This is a genomic window from Legionella birminghamensis (assembly GCF_900452515.1).
In the GTDB taxonomy this organism is placed as follows: Bacteria; Pseudomonadota; Gammaproteobacteria; order Legionellales; family Legionellaceae; genus Legionella_C; species Legionella_C birminghamensis.
Genome location: NZ_UGNW01000001.1, coordinates 1,339,726 through 1,364,467, shown reverse-complemented (window position 1 = coordinate 1,364,467; position 24,742 = coordinate 1,339,726). Strand labels below are relative to the sequence as shown.

Genomic DNA, 24,742 nt, shown 5'->3' with positions numbered 1-24,742 from the left:
CGATGGAAACTCAGGATAAACCCAGGCAGATCCCTTATGGATTCGCTAAAAATAATGGCATGATTGCATCCTCACCGCGTGAAGATGGGGTTGCCCTGGTTTATCATCTCCCCCAACCATCTTTTACTGCCCTGGCTGAATTGCAGCGTTCCCTCCAGTGCCGTCTTGAGCTGAAAGAAGTTTCTGAAGTGGAGTTTCAGCAGCATCTGGCTCATCACTATGAATCGCGGTCCTCAGTACTCGATGCCGCCGAAGGTATGGAAGACGATATGGACTTATCGCTTTTGGCAGACCAACTGCCAACCAGTGAAGACTTATTAGATAATCAGGATGATGCGCCTGTGATTCGCTTAATCAATGCCTTATTTACACAGGCTATTAAGCATAAGGCATCTGATATACACATCGAAACCTATGAAAGCCGCGTATTGGTGCGTAACCGGATTGATGGTGTGCTGCACGAAGTCCTTGAAATTCAACGTGCAATTGCCCCACTGGTGATATCGAGGGTCAAGGTAATGGCCAAACTTGATATTGCTGAAAAGCGTATTCCCCAGGATGGCCGTATTGCATTGCGTATAGGCGGACACAATATTGACGTGCGTGTTTCTACCCTGCCATCCAATCATGGCGAACGCATTGTGCTCCGTATTCTCGATAAGCAGGCAGCCCAGCTGGATCTGAGCTTATTGGGAATGCCTGATTATATTTTGAAGATCATGCGCGACATGATTTCGCAGCCGCATGGCATTATTCTAGTAACCGGTCCTACAGGTTCAGGTAAAACGACTAGCCTCTATGCCATGCTCACCGAATTAAATGAAGTGAGCCGCAATATTCTTACCATTGAAGATCCCATTGAGTATGATTTACCCGGTATCGGCCAAACTCAGGTCAATACCAAGGTGCAGATGACTTTTGCCAAGGGTTTACGCGCTATTCTGCGCCAGGATCCTGATGTGGTAATGATTGGGGAAATCCGCGACCTGGAAACGGCCGACATTGCGGTTCAAGCCAGTCTAACCGGACACTTGGTGCTTTCGACCTTGCATACTAACAGCGCCCTTGGCGCATTAACCCGTCTGAATGACATGGGGGTTGAATCCTTTCTGCTATCATCCAGCCTTGTCGGTTTAATTGCCCAACGCCTAGTCAGGAGGCTATGCGCCTATTGTAAGGCCCCTCATTCTTTAAGGCCTGACGAGATAGAACTGATGAATCTCAATCCTGGCACGGATATCTCAAAAGTATCTGAACCCAAAGGCTGTGAAGAATGTAATTTCCTGGGTTATCGCGGACGAAGCGGGATCTATGAACTGATACCCATGGATGAAACTTTGCGCGGCATGATTCACCGAAATGACAGTCTGCAAGTGATTGAGAAATATCTAAGGCCTGCAATTCCCACCATACGTCAGGATGGATTCAAACGTGTCCTCGCTGGCGATACCTCAATTGCAGAAATACTAAGAGTAACGAGTCAGCATTAAGCATCAACCCTGGATTGCTCAGCGAGTATAACCTTGGGTACTGCGAACAAGTCGCATCAAGTAGACGCCCTAACTAAGTTGACTCCCCGCGGCTGCCGCGGGGAGTCGACTGTATAGATGTGATACCTATGCACTATAAGGGTGGTTTTCCTATCACAGACATAAAAATCGTTTCTTCAATGGGTGTTAAACTTGCTGTCATTTCGCCGACCGAGATCCCATCCAAAACGGGCGGCGTACTTTTACATCGCGCCTCTTTCTGCAAGGCGGAACCACTCTCTGCCTGTTTGAGCGATTGAGGCCGTCTTGGGCTTTCTTCACCCGGCATTGATCTTGAAGAACCAAAAAATAATAATTGCGTTTTTAATTTATTTAGCGCAGCTCTTGGGCTGTCCAATGCGCCTTTATTCAATGCGGATCCTTTTATACGCTCCATATGCAGGGAAAATGTTTGAAAGTAATTATCATATTGGTTGTCGGCAAGCTGAGGATATTCCATCTTTTTTACATAGGAATTGTTATATATTTCTAATGCTCTTGAAATACTCTCTTTTAAAGCAAAAACCGTTTTTTGTAGTAGTTGGTATTGCTCTTCAGATAATGAGGGAATAGATTTTACCCATTTCTGAAAAGCAGATAATATTTTTTTTAAACATTGTTCCGGAAAGTAGAAGTTTTTACCGAGTTTGATTTTGGGCAACAGACCCTCCGCCAGAAACTTTTCATTCAATCTTTCAAGTATTGGTGTAATTGTTTCAAAATTAATCACGCTTAAATCAAGCACTTCGTTTTTAGGGTATAACATATACGATTCATGGGATAATTCTTCTTCATTTGAAAGCTGATAATCCCCCAACAGTGCCGTAATATCTGTGCGAAAGTTATGTAACTTAAACTGATTTTTGTATTTTTTTTGAAACACTTTAATAAGAACGGCACCTAATTGCTCCGCCTTAGGCACAAGTTCCGGATTTCCCTCTATTCCCATTGTAATATCTGTCAAGATGCCTGGGAAAAAAGGCAGTGAGCTGTCAAAGGCATTCGTGACCTGTCGCAAACGATTGAAATTACCTGCTCCCGAAACCAGCTCATCAAGTTCATCGCAAATTTCCTGATCTGCAGGAGACATATATTCCTGCTTGAGACGCATAATCCGATGAGAATTCAATATACTGGCCATTAACATCAAATGGTGCAAATCTGCTTCCTGCTCACCCTCAAAATTACATAGGGATTGGGCAATTTGTAAAAGCAGTTGCAGGGCATTGCTTACGTCCCTGGATTTTTGAGTTAGAATTTTTTGAATGAAATAATCATTCAACTTGTTAAAATAATCAGTATATTGAACGATTGTACTCGACTTTGATGAGGCTTCTTTCTTGGTCCAGTTGCAATGACTAAACTCTTGTGGTGAAACGCGGCGATAAAATTCACGCGTAAGCGTACGCAGCTCATGGGCAACCAATTCGACCTCAGCCCCGCGTTCGGCTGGTTTCTTTTTTAAAGCGCTATCCACTAACTTGTCAAACGATATTCTTTTTTTCGGTATTTCAGGATGGTTCAACCAGGCTACCAGCTGCCGATAATTTCTGAATAGAGGAGAGTTATGAAGATTAGCCACTTCATTAGAGGTTTTATTCAGGACAATCCCCATCCCTTCAGAAAACTGGAGACTGCATTGTGTAAATGAATCAAGCTCCTGTTGGAAGGATGGATTTTGAGGGAGATTTCCAATGGAAGCATTATAATAAATTAGCTGCCAATTAATATATTGGGAGAGCATTTTCTGCCTGCCATTCAATTTGGGGTACAAAAGGCGCAACCCGGCAAGAATTTCTTCAAATGTATATTCCTGCTGTAAACCCAGGATTCGCTGGTTTAATTTCTCAATTAGAAAATGTCCATTTTCTGAAATGAGGTCTTCCATTTCGGTTATAACCCATAACCCCTTAAGTAACTCAAGCCCATCGGCATCAAGCCCTGGAAAAACAGGCATCTCTCCTTTCGTGTGTTTTTGCAGAAATCCATCAATTATAATTTGCTGCAGGGAATCTTGTATTAACTGGAAATGTCTCTCGTACAGGCGCCTGGATTCCTCTTCCACAATGGGTTGAAGCACATATAAAAGGCCCAATAATACTTCTTCACTACCCTCATTATGCAAGATAACAGAGCCAAGCTGACTTTGGGATAATGATGTTTGTTTCACTCTATGAATAAACTGTGAAAGATATTTTAGATATTCTGCGGATGAACTTTTTGTATAATACTTTATCAAATCGAGGAAATTACAGGATGGCTCATCAAGAGAACCATATTGGTCCTCAAATTGAGGAGAATTTCTTTTTTTTAATTTTAGCAATTCCTGCCAGGTCCACATGTCGCTATTTTCCAGTGCAACCGGAAGTACGTTGCTTTTAAGGGCCGGGGAGCAAAATTTTGAAAAGTCCCTTTTTATCTCAGCCCTGGTTGATGGAAAAGATAAATTACAGGCGCCAAGGCTTTGTGAACCCGCATGATTCAGTTCTTTACTGACCAGAGCACTCAGAAGGACTCGATTACCTGCTGCAAGATCAAAAACTGTCTTCCCATCATTATTTTTTTGGAGCAAGCTGATTTTTTCATGCATTGCGAGCACTTTAATAGCCCAAACGTGACCTGCCCTAACCGCCAGATGAAGTGCTGTATCACCATTTTTTGTTGGCTCATTCAGCAGGCCGGGACAATGCCTGAGGATTGTAGATAACAATCTTGAATTATCTTGCTCTTTTTTAACCAAATAGTGAATCAGGTTTTGCATCTCACTGTCTTTATGCAACAAAGTTAGCCACAGTTTCTCGGCATCGATTAGCATGAGGACGACTGATTCTCTGTTATTTTCGAGCAGATATTCAAAAAGTGACAAGCCAGTCACGCCTGAATTGCTGTTGAATCGAATATTCATCAGGCCAGGTTTTCTGGAAAACCAGCGATCTATTTTTTTAAAGATATGCCGATTTGATTTCTTATCATTCAATATGAGTTTAACGATCTTTGTCTTGCTCAAAATAAAATCCTTTTTTTAGATTAAGATACTAATTAATAGAAAAAAGCAAAGATAGAAGAAAAAAATCACATAAAGGAGAAAATTTATAATAGATTTAAATGAAGCAATTGCCAAGTGATTTGTTCAGCAATTGCAGGCTGGGCTATAAAGCCCAGCGAAAGATAGGAAGGCTAGTTTTTGCGACGCCAGCTGGTTCCTGTGGCACTATCTGCTAACTCAACCCCGCTTTGCGCCAGTTGATCGCGAATTTCATCAGCACGTTTCCAGTTCTTTTCAGCTTTAGCCTGTGCCCGTTCGGAAATGAGTTGCTCAATGACCGCTTTCTCCATTCCAGCAGGCTCGGCCTGTAAAAACTGCTCCGGTTCTGTCTGCAGCAGACCCAAAATTTCTGCTAAGTTTCTTAAGGTTGCAGCCTGTCTCGGATCTCGGGTTTTATTCAGCTCATGGCTCAATTGAAACAACACAGAAAGAGCGACAGGCGTATTGAAATCGTCGTTCATGGCCTGAATAAATTGATTTGACCAATCAGTATCCATTTCTTCATTCCCTGAAACAGGTACACCTTTTAGAGATTGATACAATCGGGTTAAGGCCTTGGCTGCATTGGACAAATTTTCTTCTGAGTAATTCAGCGGGCTGCGGTAATGGCTGCTCAGCAGAAAATAGCGGATTACTTCCGGATGATGCGCTTTCAGCACATCTTCAATGGTATAAAAATTTCCCAGTGATTTTGCCATTTTCTCATTATTAACTTGCAGCATCCCTACATGGATCCAATAGTTGGCAAATGGTTTACCAGTAGCGGCCTCACTCTGCGCAATTTCATTCTCATGGTGGGGGAATTGCAGATCCAGTCCACCGCCATGAATATCAAACTGCTGACCTAACTCATGCATCGCCATGGCTGAACACTCAATATGCCAACCAGGACGCCCTTCACCCCAGGGGGAAGGCCAACTGGGTTCACCCGGTTTAGCTGATTTCCATAACACGAAATCAAGCGGGGAACGCTTTTCCTTGACCACTTCAACTCTTGCGCCGGCTACTAAACCTTCAAGATCTTTATGCGACAGCTTTCCATAATCCTTGAAGTTACGAACCTCAAAGCAAACATCGCCATTATCGCTGATATAAGCGTATCCTTTTGCTATCAGTTTCGCAATTAACTGAATAATCGATTGGATATGGGCAGTTGCCCTCGGCTCCACATCTGGCGGCAAAATGTTTAATGCACGCTCATCATCGTGCATGGCCTGGATATAATGACTAGTCAATTCGTCAATAGGGATTCCCCGCTCTTGTGCTCGAACAATTATTTTATCGTCAATATCAGTGATATTGCGCACAAAGGTTACCTGATAACCCTGGCTGCGAAGAAAACGTACAATGACGTCAAAACCGACCATCGAACGGGCATGTCCGAGATGGCAGCGATCATATACCGTTATACCACAGGCATAGAGGCCTATTTTCCCTGGCGTTAACGCTTGAAATATTTCCTTCTGCCTTGTCAGCGAATTATATAAACTTAACATGCCTGCTCTCTTAACTGATTTTTGCCCAGGTATCTTTTAACCCTACAATGCGATGGAAGGCTTTCACCTGCCCTGCCTCGCTCTCATTGACACAGTAGTATCCCAGACGTTCAAACTGGAAGACGTCATCTGCCTTCGCTTTTGCCAGCGATGGTTCGCAAAACGCATTTTGAACCAATAGGGAATCATGATTTAAAAACTGCATGAAATCGTCTTCCCGACCCGGATTGGCATCGTTGAACAAGCGATCGTACTGGTAAACAGTGACCGGATGCGCGTGCCTGACTGACACCCAATGTATCACTCCCTTTACTTTTCTTCCAACCGGGTTTTTACCCAAGGTATCGGGATCATAACTGCAGCGCAGCTCAATAATTTCACCCTGCTCATTGCGTATTACATCTGTACAGCGGATGACATAGGCATGTCTTAATCGAACTTCCGCTCCCACTGACAAACGAAAATAATCTTTAGGGGGATTTTCCATAAAGTCACTTCGCTCAATATAGATCTCACGGGCAAATGGCAGGCTGCGGCTTCCGGCTTCCGGATCCTGGGGATGATAGGATGCATTCAACTCTTCGACCTGATCTTCCGGGTAGTTTTCAATGACCAGTTTAAGCGGATCAAGTACACATAAAGCCCGTTTAGCATGGCGATTTAACTCGTCACGAACGCAAGCCTCCAGAATGGACATGTCAATCACAGAATCACTGCGAGAGATTCCAATCTGCTCACAAAATTCACGGATGGCCGCTGGCGGATAACCTCTTTTTCGCATGCCACGAATGGTTGGCAAACGCGGATCATCCCAACCGTTTACCCGACCTTGTTCAACCAATTCCCTTAATTTACGCTTACTGGTCACGGTATGTGACAGATTCAAGCGGGCAAACTCGGTTTGAATGGGTTTGGCTGGAACTGGCAAATTATCAATAAACCAATCATACAGGGGCCGGTGGTCCTGAAACTCCAATGTACACAGGGAGTGAGTGATTTTTTCAAGCGCATCAGAAATCGGATGCGCGTAATCATACATTGGATAAATACACCATTCATCACCGGTACGTTGATGGCTGGCATGGCGAATGCGGTACAGCACCGGATCCCTCATATTGATATTACCGGATTGCATATCAATTTTTGCTCTTAGTACATGCGTACCATCAGGGAACTCACCATTCTTCATACGTTCGAATAAATCGAGATTTTCTTCAATGCTGCGGCTGCGGTAGGGACTGTCTTTTCCAGGCTCTTGCAAGCTGCCTCTATAAGCCCTGATTTCTTCCATACTAAGACTATCGACATAGGCCTTGCCTTCTTTAATCAGCAGAACCGCATAATCATACAATTGATGATAATAATCCGAGGAATGCGTCATCTCATACCAGTTAAAACCCAGCCATTTTACATCTTCAATCATAGCTTGAACGTACTCATCTTCTTCCTTGATGGGGTTAGTATCATCAAAACGGAAATAGCATTTGCCGGAAAATTCCTCTGCTAAACCAAAATTCAGGCAGATTGATTTAGCATGTCCTACATGTAGATAACCATTGGGTTCAGGGGGGAAGCGGGTGATGATTTCCTTATATTTCCCTGTTTCCAGATCATCAGTCACTAGTTGTCTAATAAAATGAGCTCTTTTCTCGTTAATATCATTCATCATTTTTCCCATCTATCGCATTTCGCATCGAATTGATTAAAGTTTTTGCCGCCAGGTTAATGTCCTGTTTATGATTGTAGGCTTCAATCATTGTATTAATTAATGCGGCTCCTACAATGACGCCCTCTGAAAATTCAGATACACTGGCTGCCATTTGCGGTGTTTTAATTCCAAATCCAACCATCAAGGGCAAGTTAGTCTGCGTCTTTCGGTATTGGTAATTGTCTTTGACTGCCTTCATATCCAACGCATCAGATCCCGTGACACCCTTCAAGGATACGTAATAAAGATAGCCTTGCCCATACTCATTTATTAATTTCATCCGCTCGTCAGAGGTAGTCGGGGAGCATAAGTAAATGCTGTATAAACCGTGAGCTTTCCAGATGGCACTCACCGTTTTGCTCTCTTCCGGCGGTAAATCGACCAGGATGGTTCCATCAACACCAGCTTGCTGCGCTTTTATTGCAAAGCGTTCATAGCCATAAATTTCCACAGGGTTAACATAGCCCATAATGACTATGGGTGTTTGGCTATCCTTGCGGCGAAACTCGCTTACCATGTCTAAAACTTGTTCACAATTCACCTGATGGTTCAATGCCCTTTCCATAGCCGCCTGGATTACTGGCCCTTCTGCCATGGGATCAGAAAAAGGGATACCTATCTCAAGCACGTCAGCCCCTGCATCCACTAAAGCATGCATTAGATCGACAGTGTGCCTGGGCGTAGGGTCGCCAGCGGTTATATAGGGGCTAAGCATTTTTTTATTAGCTGCTTTTAATGCAGACAGCGTTTTATCTATACGATTCATTCAGTCACTCTATACTTGGTTAAACGGTCATCCCATCAATTGCTGCCACTGTATGCATGTCTTTATCGCCACGGCCTGACAAATTGACAATAATATGCTGGGAACTGTTCATTTCAGCAGCGAGTTTCATCGCATAAGCCACGGCATGACTGGACTCCAGGGCTGGAATGATGCCTTCCACCCTTGTCAGAGTTCGGAAAGCATGAAGCGCTTCATCATCCTCTATGCCCACATATTCGGCCCGTCCGCTATCCCGTAACCAGGCATGTTCGGGCCCTACCCCGGGATAATCCAGACCTGCCGAGATCGAATGAGTATCCTTTATCTGACCATATTCATCGCAAAGCAGATAGGTGCGATTTCCATGCAATACGCCTGGTTTACCTGCAATCAGAGAGGCCGCATGTTCTCCGGTTTCAATGCCTTTACCCGCGGCCTCTACACCAATAATTTTAACCGTATTATCATTCAGAAAAGGATAAAAAAGGCCAATTGCGTTAGAACCGCCCCCAACACAGGCAACAACAGCATCTGGTAACCGACCCGTTTTCTCAAGGCTTTGCTGACGGGACTCTCGCCCGATAACTGCCTGAAAATCTCTGACCATTTGCGGATAGGGGTGAGGGCCGGCTACCGTTCCAATGATGTAAAAGGTGTTATCAACATTACTGACCCAATCGCGCATGGCTTCATTGAGTGCATCTTTCAGGGTTTTTGACCCTGAATGGACGGGTACTACAGTCGCTCCCAGCAGCTTCATGCGGTAAACATTGCTCGACTGGCGCTTGATATCCTCCGATCCCATGTAGACAACACATTCCATTCCCAGTTTGGCAGCAACAGTAGCAGAAGCGACCCCATGCTGCCCTGCGCCGGTTTCAGCAATGATACGGGTTTTCCCCATGCGCTTTGCTAATAAACCCTGGCCGATTGTGTTATTGACCTTGTGGGCGCCAGTATGGTTTAAATCTTCTCGCTTTAAATAAATTTTTGCCCCGCCTATTTGCTTGCTCAGGCGCTCAGCATAGTATAAAGGACTGGGCCTTCCCACATAATCCTTTAGCTCAAGATCCAGTTCTGCCAGGAATTCAGCGTCATTTTTATAAAACTCATAGGCTTTCTTTAATTCCTCGAGAGCAAACATCAATGTATCTGCAACAAACATGCCGCCATAAGGACCAAAATGACCGAAGCGGTCCGGTAGATCACTACTGCTCATTTATTCCTCCTACCAGTTCGACAAAACGATTCATTTTGTCATGATCTTTAATGCCCGGAGAACTCTCCAGGCCACTGCAAATGTCCACCGCATCAGGCTGGCAGACTTTCAGCGCCTCTGCAATATTTTCGAGGCTTAAGCCGCCGGCAAGGATAATCGGCAGTGTCCTTTGTTCTGGAATCAAACGCCAGTCGAATACCTGCCCGCTTCCCCCCCTGACTGCAAGCGAAGGCGTTTCGAGTAACAGTGCGGAAGCCTCTGCATATTTTCTCATAGCATCATTGATGCAGCTCGAAGACCTGACAGGCACCGCCTTAATATAGGGCAGATCAAACTGCCGGCAAAATTCAGGTGTCTCATCGCCATGAAATTGCAGCCAGTTTACGGGTAAGGCGTGAATAATTTCATTGACCTGCTGCACTTCTGGATTAACCAATACAGCCACAACATTGGTAAAAAGAGGCTGCTTGCCTAGTAATTCAGCGGCTTGTTCAAGCGTCACGCAGCGTGGACTCGCCGGGTGGAAAATCAACCCAATTGCATCTGCACCCAGGCGCGCCGCATGAAGAACATCTTCACGGCGCGTCATTCCACACATTTTAATTCGAACACGCTGTACCATCATTTATTCCATAGAAACAACGGACCAAGTGGTCCCTGGATTACTCCATATTCCTTAGGATAAGCTACACTGACCAGATACAGCCCATAAGGAGGTGCTGTTTCCGCTCCAAGCCGGCGATCCCTTGCCTGCAATACTTCACCCACCCATTCCACCGGCTTTTTCCCAGTACCGACCGCAATCAGTACGCCTGCAATATTACGTACCATATGATGCAGAAACGCATTCGCTGTAATATCGATCATAATCAAATCTCCATTGCGGCTAACTTCCAGACTATGGATATTGCGCATAGGCGTATTCGATTGACATTCTACCGAGCGGAAGGAGGTATAGTCGTTTTCCCCTAACAGAAAATGGGCCGCTTCCTGCATTGAATGATGCTCAAGCTGCCGATACTGCCAGGTTACATTTCCTCTAAGCAAAGCAGGTCTTATTGATGAATTATATATGATGTAGCGGTACCTTCGCGAAAGCGCTGAATAACGGGCATGGAAATCCCCCGGCATTTCTTTGCCCCATTTGATGCAGACATCTTTCGGGAGAAAGGAATTGACCCCATGAATCCAGGCACGGATAGTTCGTTGCTTGTCACAATCAAAATGGACGACCTGATTTGTGGCATGAACCCCTGTATCAGTTCTTCCTGCACATACTACAGAAATGTCGGTATCCGCAACCCGGGATATGGCATTTTCTAAAACTTGTTGAATCGTGTGCAGGCCTGTTTGCGCCTGCCAGCCATGATACTGGCTTCCGTCGTATTCAACCCCCAAGGCAATACGCATGGCATTTCCTGCTCAAAAGGCTCAATGTAATACACCATTTTTATTTTGTCTACTGAAGTTTATTATGGCCTGTTGATTCGTTTATTGTTATCCGCTCAGTCTTTTTCTTTCAGCTCATCCAAAAGTTTTCTCGCCTGGTCTTTTTGCTCCTCGCTTCCATACTCTGCTACTTCCTGCAAAGACTGTCTGGCAGCCTGCAAATCATCCATGCTGATATAGGTTTTAGCCAGGGCAAGCAGTGTGTCCAGTGCTGTTTTACTTTTGACTAGTGCTGCTGCATTTTCATCATCATCAGGCTGCTTTTCGTCGGGGCTTTCTGTCGGGTGTGAGGAAATCGGGACCTGTTCCGGGACAGCCTCTTTTTCGTCCAAATCCATTGCGGCAAAAAAATCTTCTTCATCCTTGGATAAGGGTTCTTCTTTTTGAACTTCAACTTCAGCAGTCCTTGACTCTACTGGGGAACCCTCATTTTTTTGTACGGTTTCGCCCAGGACAAAATCGACACTATTGTTGTCAGCTTCGAGAGGAGACAGTGGCTCTGACTCTTTTTTCTCGACCAGATTCTTATACAGACCCGGCTCGAATTCGACGGTGTAATCAGCTTCTGAGAGTTTTTCCTCATCGTCCGGGTTTTCATCCACAGCATTGCTATCACCGGATTCAGATGGGCTTTCCATTGGAGAGCTTTTGACTGTTTCATCTGGACTCACCTGCAATAAATCGGGTTCCAGGGGCATCGCAGACTTGTTTGAATCCGATTTTTCAGGCTCAGGAACCCTGCTGTCCTCTACTGGTGAAGGATTGGGCTCTATTGTCTCTGCTGAGGATTCCACTATCTCTGGAACAGGTTTTGTTTGCAAAGGACTTTCAATCCAGGGCTTTGCCGGCAGGCTGGCGGCCACAGGGGCACTCGCCGGCTTTTCCCGGTATTTCCTGTTAATCAGCAAGCTCATCAGCATACCCATACCCGCCCCGCCCATGATTAGCAACAGATAGGCCCACCAGGGAAGGCCGTTATTCTCGTCATTTAACTCATGAACCTGGGCTTTTAAGCCCTTCCTTTCCTTGAGGAACTGATTAATCTGCGTCTTTAGCTCCGAAAACTCCTGATTTTGCTGCTGCATTTTTTGCTGCAACTGCTTATTATCTCCTTGCAAGGCTGAGAGTTGTTTCTTCAATAGCAGGTTTTCTGAACGCACTGTATCGATAGCTGCAGAGTTAACGTCCATTTCTGCTTTCATGTTAAGATTTTGCTGCACTTGCGCGACGGTATTGGGCTTAGGCAAGATGGAATTAAACAATCCAGGCGGGGTTGTTTTATCCTGCTGAAATGCTGGAATCGGTAATACGGTGGAAACACCAGGAGCCTGCTGCCTGATTGTTTCGTCAAACTGGGAGGTGCCAGCAACGGCATCGATATATGGAGGCAACAAGACATGTTTAATTTCACTGCCCGATTTCCAGGCATCATCATGCGCTTCCACTTCTTTTTTAGCCAGATCGGCGGGTATTTTTGATACTTCTTCATTGGAAGGAATTCTGAGCCGCTCACCTATTTTCAAGCCATTCAAATTGCCCTGCGTGAAGGCCTGAGAGTTAGTTCCGACTATTGCCAGAATAACCTGCTGCAGGCTCGAATCGCTGGTCACATATCGTTGTGCAATTTGCCAAATGTTTTCATTGGCGACCGTAGGCCCATAGCTTGCTTCCTGTCGAACCTGATGGGCGGCATCGGGCAATTCCACTATGTGGGTATACACTGGTTTCTCAATAACGCCCGGTCCTTTTATTGTGTTGGTACGGACAATTTTGTGGCGATGTACAGTAGTAACCAGTTTATAGCCGGGCGGATCGAGCAGAATAGTATAGGAACGGTATAGTTGCCCTTCAGCCCATGCCAAATCAACTACCAATTGCAGGAAAGGTTCTGTAATTCTTTCAGATGAAGTCAGAGAAATTACCGGCTTTCCCTTTTCATTTAATTTGACTTCAAACTGTATAAACGAAAGGATTTCGTTTCTCTCCAGGCCTATTCGTTCGAAATCTTCCACTGATGCGAGATTCGCTTTAATACCGTTTAAAGGAATACCATCTACATCGATAAGCGGAATTTCGGCTTTAAAAGGCTGATTTAAATAGGAATTGACAGTGAGCTCGCCCATGCCTAGCGGATAAACAGAAAAAGGCATTGAAACCATTAAAATGGCGGCATGTAGGCGATTTAGTTTCAATCAACACTCCCTGTACGGAAAATTGCCAATATTCAGATAAAAGAACAAAATTAGCATCTTAAACCGATGTATTCAAGCTAAGTTCTACCCGTAGACGATTTAATATTTGCATATCATTTTCCACTATTTCATAATGCGCCCCATCAAAATTCCGATTCTGCGGCTAAGCTATTGATAGGGGAATAACTTGGGCAGCCCGCAGAATTAAAGGAGGTCATCAATGACAGCTCAAATATTGGATGGGAAAAGTCTGGCATCCCGCGTGAAGATGTCCTTGAAGGAAGAAATAGAGCAAAGACAATCCATGGGCCTCACCACTCCGGGTCTCGCCGTTATTCTAGTCGGAAATGACAGTGCATCCGAAGTCTATGTTGCGGCCAAACGGAAAGCCTGCGCCGAGGTGGGCATGAACTCCTTTGCCTATGATTTACCAGTGCACACCGATGAAAATACACTGCTGCAGCTGATTGATTTTCTCAACAAAGATGAAAACACGCACGGCATTCTGGTGCAGTTACCTCTTCCGAAGCATATTAATGAGTCAGTTATCATCGAAGCAATCTCCCCTCTCAAAGACGTGGATGGCTTTCATCCTTATAACATCGGCAGATTAACCCAGCGCGCACCTCTTTTAAGACCCTGCACCCCAGTGGGTATTATTGAACTATTAAAAAGTTATGATATCCCTTTGCGCAGCAAAGATACTCTTGTGATTGGAGCATCCAATATTGTAGGCAGACCCATGGCACTTGAGTTTCTGCTTTCAGCCGCAACGGTCACTATCGCTCACCGTTTTACCAGAAATCTGGAAAAACATGTCCGAAATGCGGAGATAATTGTAGTCGCAACCGGAAAAATGGGGGTTCTCGATATAAATTGGCTGGCAGGTCATCAGATAATAGTCGATGTAGGAATCCATCGTTTGGAAAACGGACGCATTTGCGGAGATGTTGATTTTGAAAAAGCGGTGGAAAAGGTCGCCTGGATTACACCCGTTCCAGGCGGAGTAGGTCCAATGACTATTGCCATGTTACTGCAAAATACGCTTAATGCAGCCAGGTATCTAACTGGCTATTAAACTATTCGATTACTTATCCAGTTCATCCCAATCAAAATCACCATCCAGCTCATCAATTTCCTCGCGCAGCCGCTTTTTTTCCAGCCGGTCTTCAAGCAGTTTTCGAATACGTTTTTTATGAGAAAGTTGTTCTTCGTCTTCATGAGTATATTCATAATCATTAAAGGAATGACCGTCATCATGCTCATTTCGCAAACCCATACCTGCCTCCTACACCCACATTTTGCTGATGGAATCAGCCCCGTATTTATCAATGGCAGGGACTGATGTTAATTTGAGTATAGTGCAAAAAATAAAAGAGCTGTCCAACAGTATTCTTGAACCCGTTTAAAACGTATAATTGCCTCAATTCTATTTTTGATCAGTTAATATGCTTAGTTATCAACATGGCTATCATGCCGGGAATTTCGCTGATGTCGTCAAACATTTTGTACTCAGCCGTCTAATCCACAGTCTACAGCAAAAAGATAAGCCATTGTTTTTTCTGGAAACACATGCTGGCCGAGGCCACTATGATTTACGGGATCAGCAGGCCAACAAGACAGGTGAATATCGGGAGGGCATCGGAGAAGTCTGGAAACACAGGAAAAAAGCCCCCGCGGTAATGGATGATTACTTGAAATGCGTACAAAAGTTAAATACTGAAGCGCTTCGTTATTATCCCGGGTCGCCCTTGTTAATAATTGATCATCTGCGTTCACAAGACAGGCTGACAGCCTGTGAACTGCATCCTAGGGAATTCGAACAATTAGAATCCCTGAATCGGCAGGGTAAGCGGGTTCATTTAAGCCATAGCGATGGAGTCCATAGTTTAACCGCCCTGCTCCCTCCTCCTGAACGCCGCGGCTTAATTTTTATTGATCCTTCTTTTGAAATTAAAACCGATTACAAAAATATCCCGGAAAAGATAGGGCAGGCTTATAAGAAATTTGAAACCGGAGTTTTCTGCCTATGGTATCCAATTATTGATGGGCGCCTCCATGAAAAGCTGCTTCGCAACTTAAGCGCCATCCCTGCACGGCAAACTCTGCGAGTGGAATTTAATCTGAGCATACCCCTCAGTGAGGGAATGACAGGTTGCGGTTTATGGATAATTAACCCCCCTTATCTTCTTGACGACCAGATTAAAACCGGTATGGACTATTTATGCTCTATAGTTAATCCAGGGAAATCATTTTATCAAATAGTAAAAACAGGCTATTGATCATTCATTGCAGGGAGGCAGCCTATGAAAATTATTCCAGTATCGGCATTCTCCGATAATTATGTCTGGACACTTGTTGATGAAGAGCAGCAGTCAGCGATCTGTGTTGACCCGGGGCAGGCCGAGCCGGTTTTGAATTATTTGAAGGCCCATCGTTTGCAGCTGGATGGTATTTTACTGACGCATCATCATGCCGATCATATAAGCGGTGTTCCTGAATTAGCAGATGCTTTTCCTTCTGCATGGGTTTATGGTCCCAGTGATCAGCGTATTCCACCCCCGGTTCATTTTGTAAATGGATACGATACCATTAGATGGCTTGGTTGTTATTTTGAAGTGATTGAGATTCCTGGGCATACGAGCAGCCATATTTGCTATTTTGAACCGCAACTCGAGGCCTTATTCTGTGGCGATACCTTATTTTCAGCGGGCTGCGGACGGGTATTTGACGGTAGTCTGGAAACACTTTTCTCCTCGCTTAAGCGGCTGGCCGACTTGCCGGACAATACCAAAGTCTATTGCGGTCATGAGTATACATTGCAGAATTTACGGTTTGCCAGCCAGGTTGAACCAGATAATATCAATATTCAATTGGAAATACAGAAATTCCAAAACCCGAATTACCGTTGCTCACTTCCATCAACCATTGAAAAGGAAAAGAAAATTAATCCTTTTTTACGTACTACAGAGCCTTCAGTCAGACAGTATGCGGAGAGTCGCGGTGGTTCAACTGAACCCTTTAGCGTATTTAAACAGCTGCGTGAAGATAAAAATAATTTTTCCTGAGGAAATAATCTTCAAGGGTTTATCCAGAAATTGATCTTTAGTAAACTGACTACCCTTCATTTAGAAATAGGTTCGCACATTGAAGTTTAAATTCAATTACTTTTGTGGAATATTTCTTTTTTTATCAATGAATCTAAGCTTCGGCTGGGGATTTGGCCGTTCAGTTCCTACTGTGTGGGAGGTTTTGCGAAGCCAACTCAAGCTTAATCACGAAGTGACGCAGCCCGAAGTGCAAAACCAGATACAGTGGCTGATTAATCATCCTAGCTATCTTCAAAAACTGGCCCGGGCAGAGCCTTATATGTATCACATTGTTACTGAGGTCAAAAAACGCGATCTACCGGGAGAACTTGCATTGATCCCCATGCTGGAGAGTGCTTACGATCCATTTGCCTATTCAGGGGCAGGCGCTGCAGGACTCTGGCAATTAATGCCGGGTACGGGCAACAATCTAGGCTTAAAACAGGACTGGTGGTTTGATGGAAGACGCAGTATAACCCCCTCGACCGATGCAGCCCTTAATTATTTGAAGTACCTCGGGCGCTATTTTAATGGAAACTGGGTTCTTGCAATCGCTGCCTATGACTCTGGCGAAGGAACGATTTCCCGTGCGATTAAGAACAGTGGCCAAACTGGCCGCGCCGTGAATTTCTGGGTGCTACCAGTTCCCAATGAAACCCGTTTTTATGTGCCCCGCTTGCTGGCGCTTGCCGAAATTATCAAATACCCGCAACGATACAAAATCTCTTTGCCCGAAATCCCCCATGTGCCTTATTTTGAAGAAGTGAATATCGGCAGCCAGATTGACTTGAATCACGCCGCTAAATTAGCCGGCATCTCTTATACTGACTTGATTAAATTAAATCCTGGGTACAATCGCTGGGCAACTGCGCCCTATAAACCATTTAAGTTATTAATTCCTGCAACAAAAGTAGCCGCATTCAATCGGAATCTGGCTCATGTACCCCAAGATAAACGGGTAAGCTGGACAAGGCATCTGGTCAGAAAAGGGGACAATCTGGACTCTATTGCCCAGCGTTATTTTACGACAGTGAAATTACTTCGCGAAGTCAATCAGCTGCATAATGATCGCCTTAAAAATGGTCAGTTTATTCTCATTCCCAGTACCAAAAATGCCCCCCGGGCTATAGCGAGTAATCGTGCAAAACCCTTACCTTTAATAGACAAACCGGCATCGACCCAGACCTATAAAGTTATACATATCGTCCAAAATGGAGAGGATATTCATAGTATTGAAAAGAAGTATCAGGTTACGGCAGCCAATATTGAGCAATGGAATCAATTAAATGCGAATAAAGCACTGGTAAAAGGACAGCAGCTGGTTATCTGGAGGGAAAAGATTAATCCCGGTATTTATACTGTGAAGGCAGGCGATAGTTTAAGCATAATTGCCAAACGCAATAATACCAGCGTTGCCAACCTCGCCAGGTTAAATCCCAAATTGAATATGAATGTTTTAAAACCTGGGCAACAGCTATTTGTCGGATAAGGTTTATTGAAGACCGCGTCGGTGCCTACGTACCGCGCTTTATGCGCGGTATCCATACGAATGATGGTGCATGGATAATGGCTTTGACTCATCAGAAACCCTTGTAGATACCGCGCATAAAGCGCGGTACGTAGGGGCTTGGCAACCGCTTAGCTAAATACCCTCTGGAATAGACATCAGGCTGGCATTACCACCTGCCGCTGTTGTATCCACTGTATAAGTTCGCTCGTGACACAAACGAAGCAGATAATACGGCCCCCCTGCTTTTGGTCCTGTGCCCGACAATCCTTCACCACCAAAAGGCTGTAATCCAACTACAGCGCCAATCATATTCCGGTTGACATAGCAATTTCCAGCACGAACCCGTTGGCGTATGTAATCAACGGTATGATTAATTCGACTATGAATGCCTAAGGTTAACCCATAGCCAGTGCCATTAATTTCATCAATTACTTTGTCCAGGGCTTTCCGTGGATAGCGGATAACATGGAGAACCGGTCCAAATACTTCTTTTTTCAGAGCATTGATTGAATCAATTGCAATTGCGGTTGGCGGCATAAAATACCCATTTTGACAATCATCGCTTAAGCGGCACTGATAAATGATTTCATGGTTCTTCTTCATCTGCTCAACATGCGCCTTAAGCATACCAAGCGCTTCATTGTCGATAACAGGCCCAACGTCTGTGCTTAGCCATTGAGGATCACCCATTTTTAATTCCGCCATTGCCCCTTTCAACAGGTCGATAAATCTTGGGTACACTTCTTCTTGTACATAAATTACCCGCAGAGCAGAGCAGCGTTGACCGGCACTGCCAAATGAAGAGGTCATCACATCCATAATAACCTGTTCAAGTAAGGCTGAGGAGTCAACAATCATCGCGTTTTGACCGCCTGTTTCTGCAATCAGGGGAATAATTTCACCACCACGGGTGGCCAGGGTTTTATTAATCAGATTAGCGGTCTGTGTAGAACCGGTGAATACAACTGCTTTCACTCGCAAATCAGCTACAAGACCCGCGCCGATAGTCTCTCCTGGTCCCGGCATTAATTGGATAACCCCTTGAGGAATACCTGCCTCATGCATCAACTGAACTGCCATGGCAGCAATTAAAGGAGTCTGTTCTGCCGGTTTGGCAATAACACAATTCCCGGTCACAAGCCCTGCGACTACCTGGCCTGTAAAAATAGCTAAAGGAAAATTCCAGGGACTAATGCAGAGTACTGTTCCACGCCCATGCAGGGATAATTCATTGAGTTCACCGGTGTAACCATGCAAGGACTGGGGAGCGCCCATCAATTTCAAGGCATGGGCAGCATAATAACGACAAAAATCGACTGCCTCCCTGACCTCGGCCAGGCTGTCACTCCAGGTTTTACCCGCTTCAAGGCAAAGCAAGGCCATTAACCGGGCTTGATTCTCTTCAAGCAGCGCTGCATACCGTTCGACCAGGGCAGCCCTTTCTTTTACCGGACGATGGTTCCACTGAGGGAATCCTTTCACCGACTGTTTTAAAGCCCAATCGATATCTTCAATGCTGGCTTCACTGACCTGACCAATAGGTTTATCAGTGCGTTGCGGTGAGGTGACACTGCGGTGCAGCTGCCCTGCTTCTCGGCCATTTAATAAGGGCCTGGCCTGCCAATGCGTTAAATCCTGGCTCCCATAGAAGGAACGAAGCTCCGCCAGTGCTCTTCTATCGGTGAAATCGAAACCAGAAGAATTCTGACGTTCGGGTAAAAAAATTGCAGAAGGCAAAGGAATATTATGGTTGATTTTGCTTAAAAATAAACGGGCTTTCGCTACCGGATCTTCAACCAGGGACGCAATGGGTGCTTTTTCATCAACAATTCGATTAACAAAAGAAGAATTCGCCCCATTCTCGAGCAGCCTGCGAACCAGATAGGGTAACAAATCCTCATGGCTACCCACTGGCGCATAAATTCGACAGGGGATCCCCAATCGGGTGGCCGGTACAATTTGCTCATATAGTTCCGTTCCCATACCATGGAGGCATTGAAACTCGAAATCGCGGTATTCGCCCACCAACTGCAATACCATGGCCACAGAATACGCATTATGGGTTGCAAACTGTGGATAGATGACATCTGTCATGGTAAGCAGTTTTTTAGCGCAGGCCTGAAACGATACATCGGTAAATACTTTGCGGGTGAATACTGGGTACTCTTCCAGCCCCTGCATTTGTGTTTTTTTAATTTCACTGTCCCAGTACGCCCCTTTAATCAAGCGAACCATGATACGGCGGCCTTTTTTTCTGGCTAAATCAGCAAGCCAATCCAGTACAAAGGATGCCCTTTTCTGATAAGACTGTACTGCAAGACCAAAGCCCTTCCATCCATTTAAACTGTCATCATTAAATACCGCTTCAATAATATCGAGCGATAAATCCAGACGCTCTGACTCTTCTGCATCGATGGTCATGCCAATGTCGTAATGCTTCGCGATTTGAGCCAATTCGAGTAGACGAGCAGGTAATTCCTGCATCACCTGTTCTTTTTGTGTTTCCTGATAGCGGGGGTGCAAAGCAGATAATTTAATGGAAATCCCGGCGCGCTGATAAATATTGGCTTGACGATCAGCCCGCTCTCCGATTGATTTAATCGCATCTTTATACGCTTGAAAATAGCGTTCGGCATCCGCTTTGGTGAGAGCCGCTTCCCCTAGCATGTCATAAGAATAACGGTAGCCAATTGCTTCTTTTTTCTTTGCCCGGGTTAAGGCTTCGGAAATACTCCGTCCCATGACAAATTGCTTGCTCATAATGCGCATAGCTTTGTCTACTGCCTTGCGCACGACACCTTCACCGCTTCGATTGAGTACTGTGAGTACCGCTTTGCTTAAAACTGAATCCGCTTTTTCTGGTGTCAGTACTTTTCCTGTTAACATCAGTGCCCAGGTCGTAGCATTGACAAAAAACGACTGGCTTTGACCGCGATGCGCTTTCCAGTCAGCGGCAGTCAACTTGTCCTTGATTAAGCTGTTAATTGTTGGATTATCAGGAACCCTAAGCAAAGCTTCCGCAAGACACATCAGGGCAATTCCCTCCTCGCTGGATAAAGAATACTCCGTTAGGAAAGAATCAATACCGGTACTCTTTTTGCGTTCATAGCGCACCTGTTTGACAAGGCTGGTGGCAAATTCTCTTGCGCCATCCAACTGCTGGCCAGAAAGAGCGGCCTCCTCAATGAGCTGACTGATTATCGATAATTCGTCAATTCGATAGGCTTGATTAATTTGAGCGCGCAATCCTTCCGGACCCTGAATATGATGCTTAACTAGCATTACTTTCTCCACCACAGAATTTGGTATAAAATTTAACAATCAATAATAATTCAGAATGCATTCAAATGAAATGCGCCCAAGATTAATTTCTGAAAATTTCAAGCTTGGATCATATACAGATTAGATATTTTTTTGATCTATTTGTGGCCAATTAGATCTTATATTGCACTGCCAAACACAAAAACCAGGCACAATACAGACCAATTAAGGAACTCGTTGTGCATTTTTAAATCATCATCTTGTTACCCTTCTTTACCTAAGTTTCTGAATTGATGGATTTTCCTACCTGATGGACAACGATCTTTCTTGTTATTTTACTTTTACCTCACTTGTAAATATAATTACCAACTTTTGACAGCATTGTTTTCAATGTTTCACAAGAAAAAAGGAGTATCATGAGTACAGTTATTAGTCTTTTATCCGCCCTGTTTTTTGCCCATTCCACCCCGACTCAGCCAATTACAGCAGAAGTTGCTGCCGCAGCCAAACCGGCCAATAATCTGAGCGTAAAAGTACAACATCTTAGCCAAAAGGCTCCCCAGCTTAACAAAAAAGTATTAAAGCTTGCACTGGCAGCGTATCAGAAAGCATCAGCCAAGGGCGCCGTCAAAAAACCACTCTTAACCGTAATTGATTATTCTTTACCATCCAATAAACAACGGATGTGGATTTTTGATTTGAATAAGGAAAGACTCTTATATAATACCTATGTAGCACATGGCAAAAACTCCGGCATGGACGTACCCCGACATTTCTCCAATACAATGTCCAGCAAGGAGAGCAGTCTGGGAACCTATGTAACCCGCGATACTTATTATGGTTCTAAAGGGCTATCATTAAATCTTCAGGGACTTGAAAGAGGAATAAATGATAATGCCTATAATCGAAGAGTGGTTATTCATGGCGCCTGGTATGTAGAACCTGATTTTATCAAAAAAACTGGCCGAGCTGGCCGAAGCTGGGGCTGTCCTTCTATAGCCCAAACCCTTGCTAAACCCGTGATTAACATGATCAAAGGTGGCTCGGTAGTTTTTGCTTACTACCCAGATAAATTTTATTTATCACATACGAATTATGCAATGGCGTAAAAAAATTAAAGCCAGGGTATCTTACCCTGGCTTTTCGCAGTCATCCAATCAGGACATCCTGTCCCGAAATCATCCCTGATTATTTCATTTCCATATGACGAAAGTCCTTTTAAAGACCTCAGCTCCGTTGAAGTCATGTTTAAAATTTAGCAGCCGTGTCCGCTCTATGCAAGTATGCGACTAATGAGAACATCCATACTCACAGCATACCCCAAAAAAATTATATTCTTTATATTCATAGAGTTATATAACAAGCAAGAGTCACGCAACTTGCATAATCTACATTTTCTTCAAAGTAATTGAGAAATATCTTGGGGCATCTTGAGCAGAAACGCATGTAGACTAAACAGGATGAACAAGTTCAGTACGATAGAAAATTTTAGTATTCTGGTTTAGAATAAGACCGATTAATCGACTTAAGGTAAATATGACTAATAAGTCAGTAAATAGAGTAAGAACTATGAATCAAAATAATTTAGTCAAAAAAGACAGATTACAAATTATCGATTGGCTAATTGAACATTTCCCCAATGCCTTTTTTAAAAAGCCTGTTCAGGTAAAACCATTACAAATAGGAATATTCGATGAAATTATCGAATTCTATGATCGTCTGGACTCTCCCCCCTTCAGTAAGAAAGCTTTGCGTGAAGCCTTGAATTACTACAGCTCATCGCCGGCTTATCTCAGTTGCCAGAAGGTTAATGCGGCGCGAGTTGATCTTTATGGTAATGAAGTGGATGTAGTGACAGAGGAACAGGCAAAATACGCACATCAGCGTTTTCAGAATCGGTATACCAAGACGGATAAGGCGAGCCCTGCGGATTCAAATTAGGCTTAAAAGCCTTGCCGTCATTGCGAGCATAGCGAAGCAATCCAGAGCGGAGCTAGAATGAAGCCCGAATGCTGGATTGCTTCACTGCGTTCGCAAAGACGGGAGAGGTTTACTCAGGGCTTTACTGCACACATCAAATAATTTATATCCACTGATTTGCACAACTGTGCCTGTCGGCTAAAGGGATTATAGCTAATCCCCTCTAAAGCAATGAGCTCAAACCCCTCTCTTCTCAAAACGCTTGCCAGTTCTCCTGGCTTTATGAATTTATCATAATCATGCGTCTGCTTTGGCAATAAACCAAGAATATATTCTGCTGCAATAATTGCAGCACCATAGGCCTTAAGCGTTCGATTGATCGTGGAAAGAAATAGTTTGCCGCCCGGCTTCAATAAACGAAAGCAATGATGTACCACCAACTCTGGATCGGAAACATGTTCCAGCATTTCCATGCAGGTAATAAGATCGAAGGATATTCCTTCAAAATCCTCAATAGGGATTGCTTGATAGTTAATTGATAAATTATGGGCTACTGCATGAGTATTTGCAGTAATAATCGCATCATCGTCCGCATCAATACCGCTTACCACTCCCCCTCTTTCGGCCATGGCCTCAGCCAAAATACCTCCCCCGCAACCGACATCAAGAATTACAGACTGCTTGATAGTTGAATATTTTTCTATAAATTCCAACCGGGCAGAGTTAATATCATGCAATGTTTTAAGCGGGCCGTTTTTGTCCCACCAGCGGCTGGAGAGCGCATTAAATTTTGATATTTCACGAGCGTCAATGGTTGATTTAGTCATTTACACTTAATAAATCCAAATGTTTAAAAAAATTCTGAACATTTTTATTACTTATAAAGCTCAGATTGTAGGGATGCTCAGCAACCAGGCCGGGAAAAGACCAGGTTTCTTCGAGCTGTTTGGCAATATTGCCTAATAAAATAAATTGCAGCGAAGGCTTGATCTCAGACAAATGCCTGAAAAGCACAGTCATAAAAGGCTTCCACTCTTTTGCATGATATTTGACTTGTCCATCACTGTAAACCAATGAGGCATTTAACAAAAGAAATCCTTTTTTGATGAGACCGGAAAAAAACTCTTCGGCAGTTTGCACATAATTTGTCTTATTCAGCTTTTGTATGGCCTGCTGAGATAAATCATCCACCAGATCGCCCTTCACAACCAACAGCATTTTTATAAAATTGCGTAAAGAAGTTGCCCTGTTCACCTCTTTGCTTAAACCGCTTGGACTCCATATTTCCCCTACAGCTGCATCCCAAAATGCATAACCGTTTGCAGATTGAGCCCGGGGATACGGGGATTCCCCTAGCAATACGTATTGAGTGGCATCCAGCGGCAGACTAAAGGCAGAGAACAATGCGTCTTTTCCAGGAAGCCAATCCACGGTATTTTCGAGTTGGGTCAGATAAGCTGGATTCATGGCAGACAAAGCTTCTTCAATTATCCCATGCCACTGAGAATGCGTTGCGTCTATCAAGTCATGTAGTTTAAAATTGGCAATCATACTGTT

General features: G+C 44.2%; 19 protein-coding genes. 7 read left to right on the top strand and 12 right to left on the bottom strand.

The features are described 5' to 3' along the window. Positions 1-2 precede the first annotated feature (2 nt). The gene (lspE, locus tag DYH42_RS05785; protein WP_058524504.1) at positions 3-1,490 is read left to right on the top strand and encodes a GspE family T2SS ATPase variant LspE; all 1,488 of its coding nucleotides are present in this window, start codon (positions 3-5) and stop codon (positions 1,488-1,490) included. A 133-nt stretch (positions 1,491-1,623) separates the two neighbouring features. On the opposite strand, the gene DYH42_RS05780 is transcribed toward lspE, so the two are convergent. From DYH42_RS05780 to DYH42_RS05745, 8 genes are all read right to left on the bottom strand, one after another. Next, on the bottom strand, positions 1,624-4,536 hold the full coding sequence (locus DYH42_RS05780) for a RasGEF domain-containing protein (protein ID WP_058524505.1): 2,913 nt from the start codon (positions 4,534-4,536) through the stop codon (positions 1,624-1,626). A gap of 170 nt (positions 4,537-4,706) precedes the next feature. Further along, positions 4,707-6,071: a cysteine--tRNA ligase gene (gene cysS / locus DYH42_RS05775; RefSeq protein ID WP_058524506.1), complete on the bottom strand. Its 1,365-nt coding sequence runs from the start codon at positions 6,069-6,071 to the stop codon at positions 4,707-4,709. Between the two features lie 10 nt (positions 6,072-6,081). Then, a complete protein-coding gene (locus tag DYH42_RS05770) occupies positions 6,082-7,737 on the bottom strand; it encodes a glutamine--tRNA ligase/YqeY domain fusion protein (protein ID WP_058524507.1) in 1,656 nt (551 codons plus the stop codon). Beyond that, the gene (trpA, locus tag DYH42_RS05765; RefSeq protein WP_058524508.1) at positions 7,730-8,545 is read right to left on the bottom strand and encodes a tryptophan synthase subunit alpha; all 816 of its coding nucleotides are present in this window, start codon (positions 8,543-8,545) and stop codon (positions 7,730-7,732) included. Before trpA ends, DYH42_RS05770 begins: the two co-directional genes overlap by 8 nt. Positions 8,546-8,564: 19 nt before the next feature. Beyond that, positions 8,565-9,764, bottom strand: a complete 1,200-nt coding sequence (trpB, locus tag DYH42_RS05760) for a tryptophan synthase subunit beta (RefSeq protein ID WP_058524509.1) — start codon at positions 9,762-9,764, stop codon at positions 8,565-8,567. Further along, entirely contained in the window at positions 9,754-10,389 is a 636-nt protein-coding gene (locus tag DYH42_RS05755; RefSeq protein WP_058524510.1) for a phosphoribosylanthranilate isomerase, read from the bottom strand. Before DYH42_RS05755 ends, trpB begins: the two co-directional genes overlap by 11 nt. Beyond that, the gene (gene truA, locus DYH42_RS05750; RefSeq protein WP_058524511.1) at positions 10,386-11,174 is read right to left on the bottom strand and encodes a tRNA pseudouridine(38-40) synthase TruA; all 789 of its coding nucleotides are present in this window, start codon (positions 11,172-11,174) and stop codon (positions 10,386-10,388) included. Before truA ends, DYH42_RS05755 begins: the two co-directional genes overlap by 4 nt. A gap of 95 nt (positions 11,175-11,269) precedes the next feature. Continuing rightward, positions 11,270-13,405 (bottom strand): motility hub landmark protein FimV, encoded by a 2,136-nt coding sequence (locus tag DYH42_RS05745; protein WP_058524512.1) that lies wholly within the window; start codon positions 13,403-13,405, stop codon positions 11,270-11,272. 220 nt (positions 13,406-13,625) lie between these two features. Between DYH42_RS05745 and folD the strand changes: the two genes are divergently transcribed. Next, the gene (gene folD, locus DYH42_RS05740; RefSeq protein WP_058524513.1) at positions 13,626-14,483 is read left to right on the top strand and encodes a bifunctional methylenetetrahydrofolate dehydrogenase/methenyltetrahydrofolate cyclohydrolase FolD; all 858 of its coding nucleotides are present in this window, start codon (positions 13,626-13,628) and stop codon (positions 14,481-14,483) included. Between the two features lie 9 nt (positions 14,484-14,492). On the opposite strand, the gene DYH42_RS05735 is transcribed toward folD, so the two are convergent. After that, on the bottom strand, positions 14,493-14,684 hold the full coding sequence (locus DYH42_RS05735; protein WP_058524514.1) for a PA3496 family putative envelope integrity protein: 192 nt from the start codon (positions 14,682-14,684) through the stop codon (positions 14,493-14,495). 169 nt (positions 14,685-14,853) lie between these two features. On the opposite strand from DYH42_RS05735, the gene DYH42_RS05730 reads away from it, so the two are divergent. The 3 genes from DYH42_RS05730 (at position 14,854) to DYH42_RS05720 (ending at position 17,983) form a co-directional block, all read left to right on the top strand. After that, positions 14,854-15,687 (top strand): 23S rRNA (adenine(2030)-N(6))-methyltransferase RlmJ, encoded by an 834-nt coding sequence (locus tag DYH42_RS05730; protein ID WP_058524515.1) that lies wholly within the window; start codon positions 14,854-14,856, stop codon positions 15,685-15,687. Positions 15,688-15,711: 24 nt separating this feature from the next. Further along, on the top strand, positions 15,712-16,473 hold the full coding sequence (gene gloB / locus DYH42_RS05725) for a hydroxyacylglutathione hydrolase (RefSeq protein ID WP_058524516.1): 762 nt from the start codon (positions 15,712-15,714) through the stop codon (positions 16,471-16,473). 127 nt (positions 16,474-16,600) lie between these two features. Next, positions 16,601-17,983, top strand: coding sequence for a lytic transglycosylase (locus tag DYH42_RS05720; protein WP_115316971.1), 1,383 nt, complete (start codon positions 16,601-16,603; stop codon positions 17,981-17,983). Positions 17,984-18,136: 153 nt separating this feature from the next. Here DYH42_RS05720 and putA read toward each other — a convergent pair whose 3' ends face one another. Then, positions 18,137-21,286: a bifunctional proline dehydrogenase/L-glutamate gamma-semialdehyde dehydrogenase PutA gene (putA, locus tag DYH42_RS05715; RefSeq protein ID WP_058524518.1), complete on the bottom strand. Its 3,150-nt coding sequence runs from the start codon at positions 21,284-21,286 to the stop codon at positions 18,137-18,139. Positions 21,287-21,681: 395 nt separating this feature from the next. Here putA and DYH42_RS05710 point away from each other — a divergent pair, with 395 nt between their 5' ends. Next, positions 21,682-22,374, top strand: a complete 693-nt coding sequence (locus DYH42_RS05710; RefSeq protein WP_058524519.1) for a murein L,D-transpeptidase catalytic domain family protein — start codon at positions 21,682-21,684, stop codon at positions 22,372-22,374. Between the two features lie 460 nt (positions 22,375-22,834). Beyond that, entirely contained in the window at positions 22,835-23,206 is a 372-nt protein-coding gene (locus DYH42_RS05705; RefSeq protein ID WP_058524520.1) for a ProQ/FINO family protein, read from the top strand. Positions 23,207-23,319: 113 nt separating this feature from the next. On the opposite strand, the gene ubiG is transcribed toward DYH42_RS05705, so the two are convergent. Together ubiG and DYH42_RS05695 are read right to left on the bottom strand one after the other, a co-directional pair. After that, entirely contained in the window at positions 23,320-24,012 is a 693-nt protein-coding gene (gene ubiG / locus DYH42_RS05700; protein ID WP_058524521.1) for a bifunctional 2-polyprenyl-6-hydroxyphenol methylase/3-demethylubiquinol 3-O-methyltransferase UbiG, read from the bottom strand. Continuing rightward, on the bottom strand, positions 24,005-24,736 hold the full coding sequence (locus tag DYH42_RS05695; protein ID WP_058524522.1) for a uracil-DNA glycosylase family protein: 732 nt from the start codon (positions 24,734-24,736) through the stop codon (positions 24,005-24,007). Before DYH42_RS05695 ends, ubiG begins: the two co-directional genes overlap by 8 nt. Positions 24,737-24,742: the final 6 nt, after the last annotated feature.

Excerpts from the sequence above, each read along its gene's own strand:
- gloB (WP_058524516.1), top strand. The coding sequence starts at position 15,712 with ATGAAAATTATTCCAGTATCGGCATTCTCCGATAATTATGTCTGGACA.
- ubiG (WP_058524521.1), bottom strand. The coding sequence starts at position 24,012 with ATGACTAAATCAACCATTGACGCTCGTGAAATATCAAAATTTAATGCG.
- DYH42_RS05735 (WP_058524514.1), bottom strand. The coding sequence starts at position 14,684 with ATGGGTTTGCGAAATGAGCATGATGACGGTCATTCCTTTAATGATTAT.
- putA (WP_058524518.1), bottom strand. The coding sequence starts at position 21,286 with ATGCTAGTTAAGCATCATATTCAGGGTCCGGAAGGATTGCGCGCTCAA.
- DYH42_RS05705 (WP_058524520.1), top strand. The coding sequence starts at position 22,835 with ATGAATCAAAATAATTTAGTCAAAAAAGACAGATTACAAATTATCGAT.
- DYH42_RS05770 (WP_058524507.1), bottom strand. The coding sequence starts at position 7,737 with ATGAATGATATTAACGAGAAAAGAGCTCATTTTATTAGACAACTAGTG.
- DYH42_RS05720 (WP_115316971.1), top strand. The coding sequence starts at position 16,601 with ATGAATCTAAGCTTCGGCTGGGGATTTGGCCGTTCAGTTCCTACTGTG.
- truA (WP_058524511.1), bottom strand. The coding sequence starts at position 11,174 with ATGCGTATTGCCTTGGGGGTTGAATACGACGGAAGCCAGTATCATGGC.
- cysS (WP_058524506.1), bottom strand. The coding sequence starts at position 6,071 with ATGTTAAGTTTATATAATTCGCTGACAAGGCAGAAGGAAATATTTCAA.
- DYH42_RS05755 (WP_058524510.1), bottom strand. The coding sequence starts at position 10,389 with ATGATGGTACAGCGTGTTCGAATTAAAATGTGTGGAATGACGCGCCGT.
- trpA (WP_058524508.1), bottom strand. The coding sequence starts at position 8,545 with ATGAATCGTATAGATAAAACGCTGTCTGCATTAAAAGCAGCTAATAAA.
- trpB (WP_058524509.1), bottom strand. The coding sequence starts at position 9,764 with ATGAGCAGTAGTGATCTACCGGACCGCTTCGGTCATTTTGGTCCTTAT.
- DYH42_RS05695 (WP_058524522.1), bottom strand. The coding sequence starts at position 24,736 with ATGATTGCCAATTTTAAACTACATGACTTGATAGACGCAACGCATTCT.
- lspE (WP_058524504.1), top strand. The coding sequence starts at position 3 with ATGGAAACTCAGGATAAACCCAGGCAGATCCCTTATGGATTCGCTAAA.
- DYH42_RS05730 (WP_058524515.1), top strand. The coding sequence starts at position 14,854 with ATGCTTAGTTATCAACATGGCTATCATGCCGGGAATTTCGCTGATGTC.
- folD (WP_058524513.1), top strand. The coding sequence starts at position 13,626 with ATGACAGCTCAAATATTGGATGGGAAAAGTCTGGCATCCCGCGTGAAG.
- DYH42_RS05710 (WP_058524519.1), top strand. The coding sequence starts at position 21,682 with ATGAGTACAGTTATTAGTCTTTTATCCGCCCTGTTTTTTGCCCATTCC.